This is a genomic window from Bradyrhizobium sp. CCGB12 (assembly GCF_024199845.1).
In the GTDB taxonomy this organism is placed as follows: domain Bacteria; phylum Pseudomonadota; class Alphaproteobacteria; order Rhizobiales; family Xanthobacteraceae; genus Bradyrhizobium.
On the sequence record NZ_JANADO010000001.1, the window covers coordinates 7,482,323 to 7,497,536 of the forward strand.

The window sequence follows — 15,214 nt, forward strand, 5'->3', positions numbered from 1 at the left end:
AACATTTCGGAGGAACGCAATGAGCGCGAAGAAGCCCGTCATCGTCTATGGCGCGTCCGGCTACACCGGCCGGCTGGTCTGCGAATACTTACGCGAGTACAACATCCCCTTCATCGCCGCCGGCCGCAGCGCGGAGAAGCTCAACGCCGCAATGAAGGCGAACGTGGCCGGTATCGAGACCGCCGACTACGAGGTGGTGGAAGTGCCGCACACCGTGAGTGCACTGACGGAGTTGTTCAACGGTGCCTCGGTGGTGCTCAACACCGTGGGCCCGTTCGCCAAGTTCGGCGGTGAGGTGGTGCAGGCGTGTTGGGCTTCCCGATGCCACTACACCGACACCACCGGCGAGCAGGACTGGCTGATCACGCTCGAGCAGGAGTGGGGCGCGAAGTTCGCCAACGCCGGCCTGCTGCTCGCTCCGGGCATCGCGCAGATGTACACCACCGGCGAGATCGCCGCGCAGCTTTGCCTGGAGACACCGGGCCTCGACACGCTTGATATCGCCGTGTTCTGGGGCGGCAGCCCGACCATCGCATCGACGCAGACCATCCTGGTCAACGCCGCGATGGCAAAGGCCTACTATTTGGAACAGAACAAGTATGTCGAGCATCAGCCCGATGCCGGTCTCTATAACCTCGCAATCCCCGGCCAGCATGAGTTGGCGCTGGCGCTGCCCTGGGGCGGCACCTCGCACCCCGTGTGGTTCAAGCGCGATCCGCGCGTGGCCAACGTCAAGGTGCTGGGCGGCGTGTTCAACCGCGCGCTGATGCTGGGCGTGCCGCAGATCGTCGCGGCCGCGCTGGAGGCGACCAAGGATATGAACCCCGACGACCGCTACGCCGCGTTGGCGCAGACTGCCGCCGGCGTGATGAACACCATGCCGCCGCGCGAGAACCCGCGCGTCAACAAGTCGATGGATTCGGTGCATGCCTCCGGCCCATTGGGGCGCGCGCACTGCGTCATCAACGGCAACAGCAATTACAAGCAGACCGGCTTGCTGCAGGCCTATGCCGCGGCGCACCTGCTGCAGCAGCCACCCAAGCGCGTAGGCTTCGCCTCCGGTTGCCAAGCGTTCGGTCACCACGAACTGCTCGGCCAGCTGCGCAGCTTTGGCTTGGTCAGCAAGCCGATCCTGACTGTGCATGATTAGGACACGCGGCTGCGACGGCGATCCTTCTTCACCTCTCCCCATCGGGGAGAGGTCGATTTGCGCAGCAAATCGGGTGAGGGGGCGCGGCTCACGAGAGACCGTAAACCCTCACCCGGCGCTGCGCCGTAGCCGAAGCTCGCTTCGGCGTCCCTAGAGAACGGCCGCCGAAGGCGGCCTACGTCTCTCCCAAGGGAGAGGTGGACCTTCGCCGCGACTCGCGTCTAACCAACCTCTCGATGCTTCGGGGATTGATCATGCGCTTTATCGATTACCTCGACAAAGGTGCCTCGCTCGGCGCCGACGCGCCGTGCCTGACCATGGACGGGCGCGATTTCAGCTATTGCGAGGTGCAGTTGCTGAGCTACCGCGTCGCGCGCGGGCTCGTCCGATCGGGGATTGCTGCCGGCGAGAAGGTCGCAATCCTTTCCGGCAACGATCCGGTCGCGTTTGCATGCGTGTTTGGCATTTCCCGCGCGGGCTCGGTTTGGTGTCCAATCAATCCGCGCAACGAGGCGGCCGAAAACCGGCTCATCCTCGACCAATTCGACTGCAGCCTGCTGCTGTTTCATTCAAGCTTCGCGCCGATGGTCGAGGCGGTGCGTGCAGAGCTGCCGAAGCTGCGCGCCCTCGTCTGCCTCGATGCCGAGTTGCCCTTCGCGCCCTCGTTCGACAGCTGGCTCGCTGGTCTCCCCGCCGACCAATATCAACGCGAGACGGTCGACGATCTCGTGATGATTCCCGGCACCGGCGGCACCACCGGAAAGCCGAAGGGAGTCATGCTGTCGGGCCGCAACATCGAGGCCATGACGGCACTGACGCTGATGGGCTATCCCTTTAGGGGTCGTCCGGTCTATCTCGCGCTCGCGCCGTTGACCCACGCGGCCGGCGTGCTGTGTTTCCCGATCATGGCGCTCGGCGGTCGCATCGTGATCATGCATCATCCCGACATCGCCGAATTCCTCGATCTGATCGAGCGCTACCATGTCACGCACACCTTCCTGCCGCCGACCGTGATCTACATGCTGCTCGATCATCCCAAGCTGAACTCCGCGAAGCTCGAGTCGCTGCAATGCTTCTGGTACGGCGCGGCGCCGATCTCGGCCGCACGGCTTGCGGAGGCGCTGCAGCGCATCGGGCCGATGGCGCAGTTGTTCGGTCAGACTGAAGCGCCGATGATGATCTCGATGATGGCGCCTAGCGAGCATTACAATGCCGATGGCACGATCGCGATGGAGCGCCTCGCCTCGGCGGGGCGGATCAGCCCGTTGGTGCAGGCCGGCATCATGGATGGCGACGGCAATTTGCTGCCATCAGGTTCACGCGGCGAGATCGTGGTTCGCGGCTCGCTGGTGATGGAAGGCTATTACAAAAATCCCGAGGCCACGGCTGAGGCCTCCGCGCATGGCTGGCACCACACCGGAGACATCGGCTACATCGACGACGACGGCTACCTCTATATCGTCGATCGCGCCAAGGACATGATCATCACCGGCGGGTTCAACGTCTACTCGATCGAGGTCGAGAACGCGCTGCGGGCGCATGAGGCGGTACAGGATTGCGCCGTGATCGGGGTGGCGGACGAGAAATGGGGTGAGCGGATCGTCGCCGTGGTGCAGCCCCGCGCCGGCCAGAGCGTCGATGCGACGGCGCTGGCGGCCTTCGTCAAGCAGCGGATCGGCAGCGTCAAGACACCGAAGCAGATCGAAGTCTGGGACGATCTGCCGCGCTCCAAGGTCGGCAAGGTGCTGAAGCCGGATATCCGTGCGCGGCTGGCGGCGCGGTCAGACGGCTAACCAATCTTACTCGTATCTTCAGAAGCCGGTCTCGCGCGGAGCCTATTTGCAAAATCAACGAGGTATTCCCGTCCATCGCGCTGAGCGAGATCGAGATAGGACGGCAGCAATGGCGAGTTAACCGCGGAGAGTGCGTCGAGCGCGGCCATCCGCTGATATTCATGCTCCGTGCCCCACGCGCGAAGCGCAAGCGCCTCCGCCCTTTTTGACCGCCTGCGCGCGAGAGCCAGAAGTGCTCGCCGGCTTACGTACTCATCCGCGTCGTGAAAGAATTGCTCCAACAGCGGTTCGACTTCATCGGCGGCAAATTCGTCGCTCCCAAGTGCATCAGCAAGTTGCCATCGGGCATCTCGCTCCGGCGAGTGCGGCGCTGCCCTCGCCAAAGCCAGCAGATGAGCAGGCCTGGCCGTCAACTCGCGCTTGAGTATCTCCACCTCATTGTCGCGACCAAGGATGTAAAGCAGCGACTCGACGATCGGAGGGCTCCAATGCTGGAACGCCAGAGTCTAGGAACGCAGCGAAGGCCGTTGCGATTGCGGGCCATTGGTCATAGTCGCATTCCCATTCGCCAGATCTCTGGCAAATTGGATAGCGATCAGCCCAACGACGAAATGCCAACACAGTCTCAACGAATCGAGCCTGAGCACTCCCAATGTACGCGATTGGCTCGTCGGTCATGTCGGCTTGGTCACGCTTCCAGAAGCTCGATCCGGCTGATCGGGTTGGCCAGAGGCCATAACACCAAGCAAGGGTGGCGTCGCTTGGTGCGGCGTTGTGTGGGACGACCAAAAAAATGCGCGGGCCGCCTCAGGTCGAGGCATGCCCGCGCATTTGAAATTCGTCAGTCGCGCGTGAAGGTGCGCGCTCAGTGCACGCTCACCGCTTGCAGCTCGTTGCTCCAGGCGTTGGCGATCGCGGCTTCGCGGCTGTCGGTCAGCATGATCGGCGTGCCGTCGGCGGCGTGGAGCGCGAAGAGCTTGAGGCCCGGCGCGATTTTCGGCGCTTCGGGAAACAGGCCCGGTACGTCCTCGGAGCGGATCTGCTTCACATAGGCGATATGACCTTCGCCGAGGGTTGCCAGCGTCTCCGGAGAGACATTTTTGGCTTCGTATTCGAACGCAACGTGACCTTCACTCATGGTCTCGACTCCTCTGGAACACTAAGCGGTCGAGTCCGCTACTCGTTCCATTATTCGTGCTCATTGATAGCGATTGTCTTAACGATCCTCTCCGGTTCAGGCCGGGCCAGATCGATCGACAACAGCCCGTTCTTCAGATCCGCCCCCAGCACCAGCATCCCCTCCGCCAGCACGAAGGTGCGCTGGAAGTGGCGCGCGGCGATGCCGCGATGGATGTATTGCCGGGTCTTGTCGTCCTGCTGCCGCCCGCGGATCACGAGCTGGTTTTCCTCAATGGTTACATCGAGTTGGTCGCGGGTGAATCCGGCGACCGCCAGCGTGATGCGCAAACGCTCGGGCTGGTTGTCCGCGCGGTCGCACCTCTCGATATTGTAGGGAGGGTAGCCGTCGGCGCCTTTGACGACCCGATCGAGCACGCGCTCGATCTCGTCGAAGCCCAGCAGGAAGGGACTGGAGAGCGTTGGAACACGAGACATAGTTTACAAAGTCCTCGCAAAGCGACTTTGACATTTCAGGGCCCGGAACCGGCGCCCCTTGGTCAGCAATATGGGCATATCCCCGTGTCGGTTCAAGCAGGTAGCAGGAGCCCTGTGGATTGGCCATTTGGGCGGCCCACCCATTCCGCCATCGTTTGATATGTCGGCTATGTCTCCGAACACCCGTCAGTGATGTGTCCGGGCTGAAGTCTCAACATGACAATATTGCGTGGCGATTTTCCTAACGAAAACAACGCCCCCTCTACTGTGCATGGGGTTGTTTTTGCGGTTTTTGATGGAAGGCCCGCCGGAACCGGTCAGGCCTCGATCCGCTTCCGCCCGTCGCCGCTGAACAAATGCAGCTTTTGGCGCACCGCCGCGACGCGGATGTTCTGGCCGATGGCGGGGGCCTCGGTTCCGGGAATGCGGACGATGACCTCGCCCGGTGGCAGCTCGCCGGGGGTGGCGGCGACGCGCTGGTCTTCCTGCGCCCGCGAGCCGTAGACGAAGGTTTCCGCGCCGACGCGCTCGATCGCTTCCACGGTGAGAGGCAGTGCGACACCGCCGGCCGGGGTCTGGTCGGTGATGACGAAGTCTTCCGGGCGGATGCCGAGGATGCCGGCCTCGCCCGCGCTGCCGTCGAGCTGCGATTTGATCTCCTCAGTGCGCGTCGACATCAGGTTCATCGGCGGTGCGCCGATGAAGGAGGCGACGAAGGTCGTCGCCGGCTTCTCGTAGATGGCCAGGGGATTGCCGACCTGCTCGACCTCGCCACCATTCATCACGACCAGGATGTCGGCGAGCGTCATCGCTTCCAGCTGGTCATGGGTGACGTAGATCGACGTCGTGTTGAGGCGGCGCTGCAATTTGCGGATCTCGACGCGCATCGCGATGCGCAGCTTGGCGTCGAGGTTCGACAGCGGCTCGTCGAACAGAAACACCTTCGGCTGGCGCACGATGGCGCGGCCCATGGCGACGCGCTGGCGCTGGCCGCCGGAGAGCTGGCGCGGCTTGCGCTCCAGCATTGGCGACAGTTCGAGCACGCGCGCGGCTTCCTCGACGCGGGTCTTGATCTCGGCCTCCGCCATGCCGCGGTTGCGCAGGCCATAGGCCATGTTGTTGTAGACGCTCATATGCGGATAGAGCGCGTAGTTCTGGAACACCATGGCGATGTCGCGGTCGGCCGGCTCGACCTGGTTGACGATGCGGCCGCCGATGTCGATCTCGCCGCCAGTGACCGTTTCGAGGCCTGCGACCATGCGCAGCAAGGTCGACTTGCCGCAGCCGGAGGGGCCGACCAGCACGCAGAACTGGCCGTCGCCGACATCGACGTCGACGCCCTTGATGGCTTCGAAGCCGCCGGGATAGGTCTTGCGGACGCTGCGCAGGGTGACGTTAGCCATTGCGAGCTCCGCTCGGGCGAGTGGTGAGTAGGGAGTGGCGAATAGGGGATCCGTGCGGCGTGCGCGCGCCGTTCAATCGCCGGCGTGCCATTCGCCATTCGCTATTCGCCATTCGCCCTCTCACTTTTCCGTCTCGACCAGGCCGCGCACGAACAGCTTCTGCATCGCGACGACGACGAACACCGGCGGCAACATGGCCAGCACGGCGGTCGCCATCACGATCGGCCATTCGGTCAACGCGTCGGTGGTGGTGATCATCTTGCGGATGCCGATCTGGATGGTCTGCATGTCGTCGCGCGTGGTGATCAGCAGCGGCCAGAGATATTGATTCCAGCCGAGGATGAACAGGATCACGAACAGCGCCGCCATGTTGGTGCGCGACAGCGGCAACAGCGTATCCCAGAAGAAGCGAAAGGGCCCAGCGCCGTCGATGCGCGAGGCTTCCAGGAGCTCGTCCGGCACCGTCATGAAGAACTGGCGGAACAGCAGCGTTGCGGTGGCCGAGGCGATCAGCGGCAATGACAAGCCGGCATAGCTGTCGAGCATGTGCAGATCGGCGACGATCTTGTAGGTCGGATAGATGCGCACCTCGACCGGCAGCATCAGCGTGATGAAGATGATCCAGAAGATCGGCATCCGGAACGGAAAACGGAAATACACGATCGCATAGGCCGAGATGATCGAGATCGCGATCTTGCCGACCGCGATCAGCAGCGCCATCACCAGCGAGTTCAGCATCATGTTGCCGACCGGCTCGCGGGTCGAGCCGCTCGTGCCGACGAAGATCGTCTGGTAGTAAGTCTGGAAGAAGTGACCGCCGGGCAGCAGCGACATCTGCCCGTTCGCGATCAGCGCGTTGTCCTGGGTCGAGGCGACGATCGCGATGTAGACGGGGAATGCGACGATCGCGATCCCGATCCAGAGGATGATGTGGGCGACGTAGCGTCGAAAGCCTTCTTCCTCGACCATCAGTAGGTCACCTTGCGTTCGACGAAGCGGAACTGGATTCCCGTCAACACGATGACCATGACCATCAGGATCACCGATTGCGCCGCGGAGCTGCCGAGATTGCCGCCGAGCAGGCCGTCGGAATAGACCTTGTAGACCAGCGTCTCGGTCGACTTGCCGGGACCGCCGCGGGTCATGGTGTCGATGATGCCGAAGGTGTCGAAGAAGGCGTAGACGATGTTGACGACCAGGAGGAAGAAGATGGTCGGCGACAGCAGCGGGAAGGTCACGGTCCAGAACCTTCGCATCGGGCGCGCGCCGTCGATCGCGGCGGCCTCGAGCACGCTTCGGGGAATGCTCTGGAGGCCGGCGAGGAAGAACAGGAAGTTGTAGGAGATCTGCTTCCAGGCGGCGGCGAGGATGATCAGCGCAGCGGCCTGGTCGCCGTCGAGCAGCGGATTCCAGTCGATGCCCAGAGCGCGCAAGTATCGCGAGAGCACGCCCAGCGAGGGGTGCAGCATGAAGATCCAGAGCACGCCGACGACCGGCGGCGCCACCGCGTAGGGCCAGATAAGAAGCGTCCGGTACAGCATCGAGCCGCGCAGCGGCTTGTCCGCCATCACGGCGAGCAGCAGCGCAAACGACAGCGACGAGACCGCGATGGCGAACGAGAAGAAGAAGGTTCGCACGATCGCCTCGAAATAGGCGCGGTCCTTGAGCAGCTCGAGATAATTGTCGAACCAGACGAAGCTCGTCGACAGGCCGAAAGCATCCTGGAGCAGGAAGGACTGGATCACCGCCTGCAGGGCGGGCCAGTAGAAGAAAATCAGGACGATCGCGAGCTGCGGCGCAACCAGCGCGTAGGGCAACAACTTCGATTGGAAAATGGCTTGCTTTTGCATGATGCCCGCAGGAGCGGCAGGCCGGTTGACCGGCCTGCCGCTGATCGCCTCACTTCACGGCGGTCTTTTCGAACTGACGCAGCATCGTGTTGCCGCGCTCGACGGCGGCATCGAGCGCCTGCTTGGCGGTCTTCTTGCCGGCCAGCGCCTGCTCGATCTCTTCCGACCAGACGTCGCGGAGCTGAACCATGTTGCCGAGACGCAGGCCGCGGGAGTTCTCGGTCGGCTCCTTGTTGGTCAGCTCGAGCAGCGGGGTCTCGAGATAGGGCTGATCCTTGTAGAAGCCTTCCGCCTTGGCCTTCTCGTAAGCCGCCTTGGTGATCGGCAGATAGCCCGAGGCCTTGTGGATGTAGACCTGGCGATCGGTGTCCGAGAGGAAGCTGAGGAATTTCGCCACGCCCTTGTATTCGTCGGCCGACTTGCCGCCCATCACCCAGAGCGAGGCACCGCCGATGATCGAGTTCTGCGGTGCGCCCTTCACATCGGGATAATAGGGCATCGGCACGGCGGTGAAGGCGAACTTGGCCTGCGCCTTGACGTTGCCGAAGAAAGCCGACGAGGTCAGATAGAGCGGGCATTCGCCTGACGTGAAGCGGCCTTCGCCGGTGTTGGTGCGGCCGGCATAGTCGTAGGTCTTGTCCTTCTGGAGCTCGACCAGCTTTTCGAGGTGCTTGACCTGGAGAGGGCTGTTGAACTCGAGCACGGTGTCGAAGCCGTCGAGGCCGTTGGCCTTGGTCGACAGCGGCACGTTGTGCCAGGCGGAGAGCTGCTCGAGATTGACCCAGGTGACCCAGGAGTTGGAGAAGCCGCAGGTCGGATGGCCGTTGTCGTGCAGCTTCTTGGCCGCGTTGAACACTTCAGGCCAGGTCTTCGGGATCTCGACATTCGCCTTCTTCAGCTCGTCGAGGTTGACCCACATGACGGTCGACGACGAGTTGAAGGGGAAGGACAGCATCTCGCCCTTCGAGGTCGAGTAGTAGCCGGTGATCGCAGGCAGGTAGGCCTTCGGATCGAACTTCTCGCCGGTCTCGGCCATCAGCTTGTAGACCGGCTTTACGGCACCGGTCGCGGCCATCATGGTCGCGGTGCCGACCTCGAACACCTGCATGATGTGCGGGGCGTTGCCGGCGCGGAACGCCGCGATGCCGGCGTTCATCGTATCGGGATAGTTGCCCTTGTAGGTCGGGATCACCTTGTAGTCGCTCTGCGAGGCGTTGAAGTCGGTGGCGAGCTTGACGATGACGTCGTTGTTCGCGCCGGTCATCGCGTGCCACCACTGGATCTCGGTCACGGCCAGGGCCGGCGAGGCCGTCATGCCAATCGTGACTGCAACAGCCGCAGCCGCACCAAAATGTCGAAGAACCATCAAGAAAACCTCCCTTGCCCGTCACTTAAGAAGCGCTTGCGCTAGCAGCGCCATATGACGTTCACATGACTGTGTAAGCGGCCGAAACGAAAGCGGCAAGCGCTGGAAAAGGAAAGCCGGCAATTAGGCGAATGCGCCCTGGCAGCCGTTGTCGTTCGCGCTGCACGCGCGTGGGTCGCGCCGCAGTGCGGCATTGGATGTTAGGGGAAGGAGAGCGCCGTCGGCGCGGAACGCTGAGAAGCAGAGCAATGCCGCTCCGGGCTCCCTTAACCTCTCCCGCTTGCGGGAGAGGTCGCGCCGCAGGCGCGGGTGAGGGCTTTCTCCGCTTGGGGATTGTCCCGTTGTGGACAGACCCTCTCCCAGCCCTCTCCCGCAAGCGGGAGGGGGAGCGCACCGGCGCCGATGCTCGATCTGTCTTAATCTCAGCGCTTGCGCTCGGGACCGCAGACCGTGCCCTTTTCGACCATGGTGTCGATCTCGGCCTTGGAGTAGCCGAACTCGCCGAGCACCTCCGCGGAGTGCTGGCTGAATTTGGGCGGCAGGCGGCGCAGGCTCGGCTTGCTGCGATCGAGCCGGATCGGGGAGGCCACGCCCTTGTACCAGTCCTTCTCGATAATATCGCCGCGCGCGATCGTGTGCGGGTTGGTCAAGGCCTGGTCGATCTTCTGCACGGGGCCTGCGGGGAGGCCCGCGGCGAGCAGCCGGTTGCAGAGCGGCTCGGCCTCGTGCTGGCTGAAGACGGCGGCGAGCTCGGCGCGTAGCGCCTCGCGATTGGCGATGCGGTCCTTGTTGCGGGCAAAGCGCGGATCGGTGCCGAGCTCCTCCTTGCCGATCTCCTTGGCGAGCTTGCGGAAGGTGCCGTCATTGCCGACGCCGATGAAGATGTTGTCGGTCTTGGTCGGGAAGATCGCGTAGGGCACGAGGTTGGGGTGCTCGTTGCCGGTAAGCGACGGTGGCTTGCCATGCATGAAGTAATTCGCGGTGTGCGGATGCATGATGGCAAGGCCGGTCTCGTACAGCGTCGTCTCCAGGAACTGGCCCTGGCCCGAGCGCTGCCGCTCCGACAGCGCCATCAGGATGCCGATCGCCGCGTAGAGGCCGGTGGTAATGTCGACCAGCGGTACGCCGATCCGCATCGGCCCGCTCTCGGGCGAGCCGGTCGCCGCGATCATGCCGGTCATGGCCTGGATGATGGCGTCATAGCCGGGATTGCCGCCGCGCGGACCGTCGGCGCCGAAGCCGCAGATCCGGCAATGCACGAGGCGCGGAAATTTGGCGCGCAGCACCTCGTTGCCGATGCCCCATTTCTCCAGCGTGCCCGGCTTGAAATTCTCGATCAGGACGTCGGCCGTCTCCAGCATCTTGAGCAGCACGGCGCGGCCGCCCTCGGACGCCAGGTCGAGGCCGATCGAGCGCTTGTTGCGGTTGATGCCGATGAAATACGCCGCGTCCTCCTCGTGGAAGGGAGGACCCCATTCGCGCACCTCGTCGCCCGCGGGCGGCTCGACCTTGATCACGTCGGCGCCGTGGTCGGCGAGGATCTGGGTACAATAGGGACCGCCGAGCACGCGCGTGAGATCGATGACGCGCAGTCCGCTCATGGCACCTGTGGCGGCTTCGGAACTCATGCCTTCGCTTCCCCTGTGTCGACGTTTGATCACAGGCCTAGCGAGGTTCGTGCACGCCAGCAATGGCGCCGCGCGTAGGGGCGTATGCGCCGATGCGGCGCAACCCCGCGAAGTGGGAAAATCAGATCGAAGCGGCCGGCCCGAGGGGGATCCCGGGCCAGCCAATCCGCCGTTCGATCAGACGACCGTCAGGCGAACGTCGACATTGCCGCGCGTGGCGTTGGAGTACGGGCACACCTGGTGTGCCTTCTCGACCAGCGCCTCGGCCTCGGCGCGGGCAAGGCCCGGCAGCGAGACGGCGAGATCGATGTCGAGACCGAAGCCGCCCGCCGCGCGCGGGCCGATGCCGACGGTCGAGGTCACGGAGGCGTCGGCCGGAACCTTCGGGCCGCCCTGCGAGGACACGAACTTCATCGCACCGATGAAGCAGGCGGCGTAGCCGGCCGCGAACAGCTGCTCGGGATTGTTGCCGGCGCCGCCGCCGCCGCCGAGTTCCTTCGGCGTGGTCAGCTTGACGTCGAGCGCGCCGTCGAGCGTTGCAGCATGGCCGTCGCGGCCGCCGGTTGCCTTGGCACTGGTCTTGTAGAGGACGTTCACGGACATTTTGATCTCCCTGGGGTTCGGGTGGGCGGGATCTGTATCGCAGACAATTAGATTGCGCACAATTGAAATTACGATGCCTCACATTTAATTGTTCGCAATTGAATCTGCAGCCGCCCGGGGCCACAATACCGGGAAATCCCGTGAGATTCTCCATGGCCCGGAAACTATCGGCAGCGGACGCTCCGCTGCGGCTCGACAACCAGATCTGCTTCGCGGTCTATTCGGCCGCGCATGCCTTCAACCGCGTCTACAAGCCGCTGCTCGACCGGCTCGGCCTGACCTATCCGCAATATCTGGCGATGCTGGTGCTGTGGGAGCGCGACAACGTGCCGGTCAAGGACATCGGCGAAAGACTGTTCCTGGATTCGGGCACGCTGACGCCGCTGCTCAAGCGGCTCGAGGCCGCCCATCTCGTCAAGCGCACCCGCTCGAGCGAAGACGAGCGTCAGGTGCTGATCGCACTGACGTCACAGGGCCACGCGCTGAAGGACAAGGCGCGCAGCGTGCCGCCATCGATCCTGGCGGCGTCGGATTGCTCGGTGTCGGAACTGGTGGCGATGAAGGACGAGATTGTCGCGCTGCGCGATAGGCTCAATGCGGTGATCGGGGAGTAGGGGAAGCTCAGGAGGTTAAAAGTGCCTCTTCGCGAATGCGCGCCCCGAGCCGGATTTCAGGTATCGCTCGAACGCGAGAGTGCGTGCGGCGTCATCGAACGCGAAATAGGTTCTTATTCGCCAAGGCCCATATTTCGACGTGTGAGGCACCTCGCCGGCGTTATGCTTTGCCAGACGTGCGCGTAGATCGTCCGTGATGCCGACGTAGAAATGCTCGGAATCGAGACTTTCGAGGATATAGACGTACTTCATCCTGCTTCCTCCCCGGAAGGAAGGATAGCAGCTTGGAGCCATTATCGTGATCGCGGGTGGAGTCCGCCGCCGCCCTTCGGGCTATGGCGGGACAGCCTTCGCTTACTTCGCTACGAGGGACTTCCCGGGCTTGCCCAGCCGAAGCTCGCGAAGCGAGCGAAGGCTGGTGGAGCCAGGCGGGATCGAACCGCCGACCTCTTGCATGCCATGCAAGCGCTCTCCCAGCTGAGCTATGGCCCCGTAAGTCTTCCAGTTGGGAGAATCCTGGGGGATCCGTCCCGGCCGGCGAGCCCTAGGCGACTCGCGCGGTGCACCCTTTTTCACAGATCAGGGCTGATCTCAAGTCTCTTCATCACCTCCGACATCACCAATGATGTCGGTCACGTCCTCATCGCCCTCTTCCTCGTCGGCGATGAAGGTCGAATCATCGTCATCGTCGTCGTCGAGGGTCTCGTCGACTTCGATGTCGTCCTCGGATTCGGGCACCGCGGCCTTGACCTTGCCGGTGTTCTCCTCGGCGTCGGCCTCCTCGAGCGAGACCTCTTCGACCTCTGCCGGCTCCGGCGTGGCATCCGCTGTCGCCGCGTGCCGGGCTTCGGCACCGCGGGGCGCGCGAGCGGGCGCCACCGGGGCGATCGGCACCACTTCGCCGGTATAGGGCGAGATCACCGGATTCTTGTTGAGGTCGTAGAACTTCTTGCCCGTGGTCGGGCAAATACGTTTGGTTCCGAGTTCTGACTTGGCCACGGCAGGAATCCTGGGAATGTCTGAAAAGCGGTGCTTCACTTGGCTAGTTGGCGGCCCGCTGTCAATAGCGCATTACGGGAGAACGACATGCCCGTGACGGGGCGCAGACCATGTGGTACCTGCGCCCAGCCCCAAAGGCTCATCCAAGGACACAATCTTGACTCATTCCGACCAACCGAGGCCGCTTCAGTCTCGCGCCAGCGGTCCACTGACCGGGAAAGTACGGGTACCCGGGGACAAGTCGATCTCCCATCGGGCCCTCATCCTCGGCGCACTCGCGGTCGGCGAGACCAAGATTTCGGGCCTGCTGGAGGGCGAGGACGTCCTCAATACCGCCAAATCGATGCAGGCGCTCGGTGCCAAGGTCGAGCGCACCGGTGATTTCGCCTGGAAGGTGCATGGCGTCGGGGTCGGCGGCTTCGCCCAGCCCAGGTCGGCGCTGGATTTCGGCAACTCCGGCACCGGCTGCCGGCTGGTCATGGGCGCCGTCGCGGGCTGCCCGATCTCGGCGGTGTTCGATGGCGACGCCTCGCTGCGCAGCCGCCCGATGCGCCGGATCCTCGATCCGCTCGAAAAGATGGGTGCCAGGATCGTGTCGGGCGGCGAGAGCGGCCGGCTGCCGCTGACGCTCGAGGGCGCGCGCGATCCGCTGCCGATCACCTACAAGACCCCGGTCGCCTCGGCCCAGATCAAATCGGCCGTGCTGCTGGCGGGCCTTGCTGCACCTGGCACCACCACGGTGATCGAGAGCGAGGCCAGCCGCGATCACACCGAGCTGATGCTGACGCACTTCGGCGCCGACATCACGTCGGTGAGGGAAGGCCAGCATGGCCGCCGCATCACGCTGGTGGGCCAGCCCGAGCTGCACGGCGCCACGGTCGTCGTGCCCGCCGATCCCTCCTCGGCGGCCTTCCCGGTCGTTGCTGCGCTGATCGCCGAGGGGTCCGACGTCGTTCTGTCCGACGTGATGACCAATCCGCTGCGCGCCGGACTGTTCACCACGCTGCGCGAAATGGGCGCCTCGATCGAGGAGAACGAGGTGCGTCGCGATGCCGGCGAGCCGATGGCGCAGCTGCGCGTGCGCGCATCGAAACTGCGGGGCGTCGAGGTGCCGCCGGAGCGCGCGCCCTCGATGATCGACGAATATCTGGTGCTGGCAGTGGCGGCGTCCTTCGCCGAAGGCACCACCATCATGCGCGGCCTGCAGGAGCTGCGCGTGAAGGAATCCGACCGCCTGGAAGCCACCGCCGACATGCTGCGCGTCAACGGCGTCAAGGTTGAGATTTCCGGCGACGATCTGATCGTCGAAGGCCGCGGCCACGTCCCCGGCGGCGGCACTGTCGCCACCCACATGGACCACCGCATCGCGATGTCGGCACTGGTGATGGGCTGTGCCTCCGATCAGCCCGTGACGGTCGACGATACCGCCTTCATCGCCACCAGTTTCCCGGATTTCATTCCGATGATGCGTTCGCTGGGGGCCGAGTTTTCATGATCATCGCCATCGACGGGCCCGCGGCCTCGGGCAAGGGGACGCTCGGCAAGCGTCTCGCCCATCATTACGGCTATCGTCACCTCGATACCGGCGTGATCTATCGCGCGGTCGCCTACGCACTGATGCAGTCGGGCCATGATCTCCGGGACGAGGCGGCTGCGGTGCAGGCTGCACTGGAGCTCGATCCCGAAAAGTTCGGCAACCCCGCCCTGAAGACCCAGGAGGCCGGCGAGGGTGCTTCCATCGTCTCGGCGATCCCCAGGGTTCGCGAGGTCCTGGTCAATTTCCAGCGGCAATTCGCCGCCGATCCGCCTGGCGCCGTGCTTGATGGCCGGGATATTGGAACCGTGATCTGCCCCCATGCCGACGTGAAGATCTTCGTCGTGGCCGACCCCAGGGTCCGCGCGCGCCGCCGAACCATGGAAGCAAAGGCAAGGGGCGAGCAGGCCGACGAGGCGGCGGTGCTTGCCGACATCATCCGGCGTGACGAGCGCGACAAGAACCGCCCGATTGCGCCTTTAATTCCGGCCGCAGATGCTTACTTGCTAGATAACTCCCAACTGGATATAGAAGGCGGCGTCCGGGCTGCCATCGACATTATCGAGGCCGTCCGAGCGGGCCGGTCGCGGGGTTAAGCCGCAGCCGTCATTGGAGGAAGCGCCCGCTCCCGCTCTTTGAGGTCGATACGTCAGGTCCCCC

General features: G+C 63.9%; 16 protein-coding genes and 1 tRNA gene. 5 read left to right on the top strand and 12 right to left on the bottom strand.

Features of this window, described 5'->3' with window-relative positions; genetic code table 11:
• Window positions 1-19: 19 nt before the first annotated feature.
• A complete protein-coding gene (locus NLM27_RS34275) occupies window positions 20-1,150 on the top strand; it encodes a DUF5938 domain-containing protein (protein WP_254147474.1) in 1,131 nt (376 codons plus the stop codon).
• Window positions 1,151-1,404: 254 nt separating this feature from the next.
• Window positions 1,405-2,943, top strand: a complete 1,539-nt coding sequence (locus NLM27_RS34280) for an AMP-binding protein (protein ID WP_254147475.1) — start codon at window positions 1,405-1,407, stop codon at window positions 2,941-2,943.
• Here NLM27_RS34280 and NLM27_RS34285 read toward each other — a convergent pair.
• From NLM27_RS34285 to NLM27_RS34325, 9 genes are all read right to left on the bottom strand, one after another.
• On the bottom strand, window positions 2,940-3,377 hold the full coding sequence (locus NLM27_RS34285; protein WP_254147476.1) for a HEAT repeat domain-containing protein: 438 nt from the start codon (window positions 3,375-3,377) through the stop codon (window positions 2,940-2,942). The two genes, NLM27_RS34280 and NLM27_RS34285, sit on opposite strands and share 4 nt — an antisense overlap.
• 431 nt (window positions 3,378-3,808) lie before the next feature.
• On the bottom strand, window positions 3,809-4,081 hold the full coding sequence (locus NLM27_RS34290; RefSeq protein ID WP_007598581.1) for a DUF1150 domain-containing protein: 273 nt from the start codon (window positions 4,079-4,081) through the stop codon (window positions 3,809-3,811).
• Window positions 4,082-4,131: 50 nt separating this feature from the next.
• Window positions 4,132-4,557 (bottom strand): Hsp20 family protein, encoded by a 426-nt coding sequence (locus NLM27_RS34295; RefSeq protein ID WP_254147477.1) that lies wholly within the window; start codon window positions 4,555-4,557, stop codon window positions 4,132-4,134.
• A 317-nt stretch (window positions 4,558-4,874) separates the two neighbouring features.
• Window positions 4,875-5,960 (bottom strand): sn-glycerol-3-phosphate import ATP-binding protein UgpC, encoded by a 1,086-nt coding sequence (locus NLM27_RS34300; RefSeq protein WP_254147478.1) that lies wholly within the window; start codon window positions 5,958-5,960, stop codon window positions 4,875-4,877.
• Between the two features lie 120 nt (window positions 5,961-6,080).
• The gene (ugpE, locus tag NLM27_RS34305) at window positions 6,081-6,929 is read right to left on the bottom strand and encodes a sn-glycerol-3-phosphate ABC transporter permease UgpE (protein ID WP_254147479.1); all 849 of its coding nucleotides are present in this window, start codon (window positions 6,927-6,929) and stop codon (window positions 6,081-6,083) included.
• On the bottom strand, window positions 6,929-7,810 hold the full coding sequence (ugpA, locus tag NLM27_RS34310) for a sn-glycerol-3-phosphate ABC transporter permease UgpA (RefSeq protein WP_254147480.1): 882 nt from the start codon (window positions 7,808-7,810) through the stop codon (window positions 6,929-6,931). Before ugpA ends, ugpE begins: the two co-directional genes overlap by 1 nt.
• 49 nt (window positions 7,811-7,859) lie before the next feature.
• Window positions 7,860-9,176, bottom strand: coding sequence for a sn-glycerol-3-phosphate ABC transporter substrate-binding protein UgpB (ugpB, locus tag NLM27_RS34315; RefSeq protein ID WP_254149001.1), 1,317 nt, complete (start codon window positions 9,174-9,176; stop codon window positions 7,860-7,862).
• 422 nt (window positions 9,177-9,598) lie between these two features.
• Window positions 9,599-10,804 (bottom strand): CaiB/BaiF CoA-transferase family protein, encoded by a 1,206-nt coding sequence (locus tag NLM27_RS34320; RefSeq protein WP_254147481.1) that lies wholly within the window; start codon window positions 10,802-10,804, stop codon window positions 9,599-9,601.
• Window positions 10,805-10,981: 177 nt separating this feature from the next.
• Window positions 10,982-11,407 carry an organic hydroperoxide resistance protein gene (locus NLM27_RS34325; protein ID WP_007598424.1) on the bottom strand — a complete coding sequence of 142 codons (426 nt, stop codon included), beginning with the start codon at window positions 11,405-11,407 and terminating at the stop codon, window positions 10,982-10,984.
• 152 nt (window positions 11,408-11,559) lie between these two features.
• Between NLM27_RS34325 and NLM27_RS34330 the strand changes: the two genes are divergently transcribed.
• The gene (locus NLM27_RS34330) at window positions 11,560-12,021 is read left to right on the top strand and encodes a MarR family winged helix-turn-helix transcriptional regulator (RefSeq protein WP_254147482.1); all 462 of its coding nucleotides are present in this window, start codon (window positions 11,560-11,562) and stop codon (window positions 12,019-12,021) included.
• A gap of 15 nt (window positions 12,022-12,036) precedes the next feature.
• Here the strand turns inward: NLM27_RS34330 and NLM27_RS34335 are convergent, their stop codons facing one another.
• The 3 genes from NLM27_RS34335 to NLM27_RS34345 form a co-directional block, all read right to left on the bottom strand.
• On the bottom strand, window positions 12,037-12,273 hold the full coding sequence (locus tag NLM27_RS34335) for a GIY-YIG nuclease family protein (protein WP_254147483.1): 237 nt from the start codon (window positions 12,271-12,273) through the stop codon (window positions 12,037-12,039).
• 164 nt (window positions 12,274-12,437) lie between these two features.
• Window positions 12,438-12,513 (bottom strand) — tRNA-Ala (locus tag NLM27_RS34340).
• Window positions 12,514-12,612: 99 nt separating this feature from the next.
• Entirely contained in the window at window positions 12,613-13,020 is a 408-nt protein-coding gene (locus NLM27_RS34345) for a TIGR02300 family protein (protein ID WP_254147484.1), read from the bottom strand.
• 157 nt (window positions 13,021-13,177) lie between these two features.
• Here NLM27_RS34345 and aroA point away from each other — a divergent pair, with 157 nt between their 5' ends.
• Together aroA and cmk are read left to right on the top strand one after the other, a co-directional pair.
• Window positions 13,178-14,515 carry a 3-phosphoshikimate 1-carboxyvinyltransferase gene (gene aroA, locus NLM27_RS34350; protein ID WP_254147485.1) on the top strand — a complete coding sequence of 446 codons (1,338 nt, stop codon included), beginning with the start codon at window positions 13,178-13,180 and terminating at the stop codon, window positions 14,513-14,515.
• Window positions 14,512-15,150, top strand: a complete 639-nt coding sequence (gene cmk, locus NLM27_RS34355; protein WP_254147486.1) for a (d)CMP kinase — start codon at window positions 14,512-14,514, stop codon at window positions 15,148-15,150. The genes aroA and cmk overlap by 4 nt, the downstream gene beginning before the upstream one ends.
• Window positions 15,151-15,214 lie beyond the last annotated feature (64 nt).

What these genes read in the sequence shown, in the direction of transcription:
- NLM27_RS34275 (WP_254147474.1), top strand. Translation starts at nt 20, where the DNA reads ATGAGCGCGAAGAAGCCCGTCATCGTCTATGGCGCGTCCGGCTACACC.
- NLM27_RS34280 (WP_254147475.1), top strand. Translation starts at nt 1,405, where the DNA reads ATGCGCTTTATCGATTACCTCGACAAAGGTGCCTCGCTCGGCGCCGAC.
- NLM27_RS34290 (WP_007598581.1), bottom strand. Translation starts at nt 4,081, where the DNA reads ATGAGTGAAGGTCACGTTGCGTTCGAATACGAAGCCAAAAATGTCTCT.
- NLM27_RS34295 (WP_254147477.1), bottom strand. Translation starts at nt 4,557, where the DNA reads ATGTCTCGTGTTCCAACGCTCTCCAGTCCCTTCCTGCTGGGCTTCGAC.
- NLM27_RS34300 (WP_254147478.1), bottom strand. Translation starts at nt 5,960, where the DNA reads ATGGCTAACGTCACCCTGCGCAGCGTCCGCAAGACCTATCCCGGCGGC.
- ugpE (WP_254147479.1), bottom strand. Translation starts at nt 6,929, where the DNA reads ATGGTCGAGGAAGAAGGCTTTCGACGCTACGTCGCCCACATCATCCTC.
- ugpA (WP_254147480.1), bottom strand. Translation starts at nt 7,810, where the DNA reads ATGCAAAAGCAAGCCATTTTCCAATCGAAGTTGTTGCCCTACGCGCTG.
- ugpB (WP_254149001.1), bottom strand. Translation starts at nt 9,176, where the DNA reads ATGGTTCTTCGACATTTTGGTGCGGCTGCGGCTGTTGCAGTCACGATT.
- NLM27_RS34320 (WP_254147481.1), bottom strand. Translation starts at nt 10,804, where the DNA reads ATGAGTTCCGAAGCCGCCACAGGTGCCATGAGCGGACTGCGCGTCATC.
- NLM27_RS34325 (WP_007598424.1), bottom strand. Translation starts at nt 11,407, where the DNA reads ATGTCCGTGAACGTCCTCTACAAGACCAGTGCCAAGGCAACCGGCGGC.
- NLM27_RS34330 (WP_254147482.1), top strand. Translation starts at nt 11,560, where the DNA reads ATGGCCCGGAAACTATCGGCAGCGGACGCTCCGCTGCGGCTCGACAAC.
- NLM27_RS34335 (WP_254147483.1), bottom strand. Translation starts at nt 12,273, where the DNA reads ATGAAGTACGTCTATATCCTCGAAAGTCTCGATTCCGAGCATTTCTAC.
- cmk (WP_254147486.1), top strand. Translation starts at nt 14,512, where the DNA reads ATGATCATCGCCATCGACGGGCCCGCGGCCTCGGGCAAGGGGACGCTC.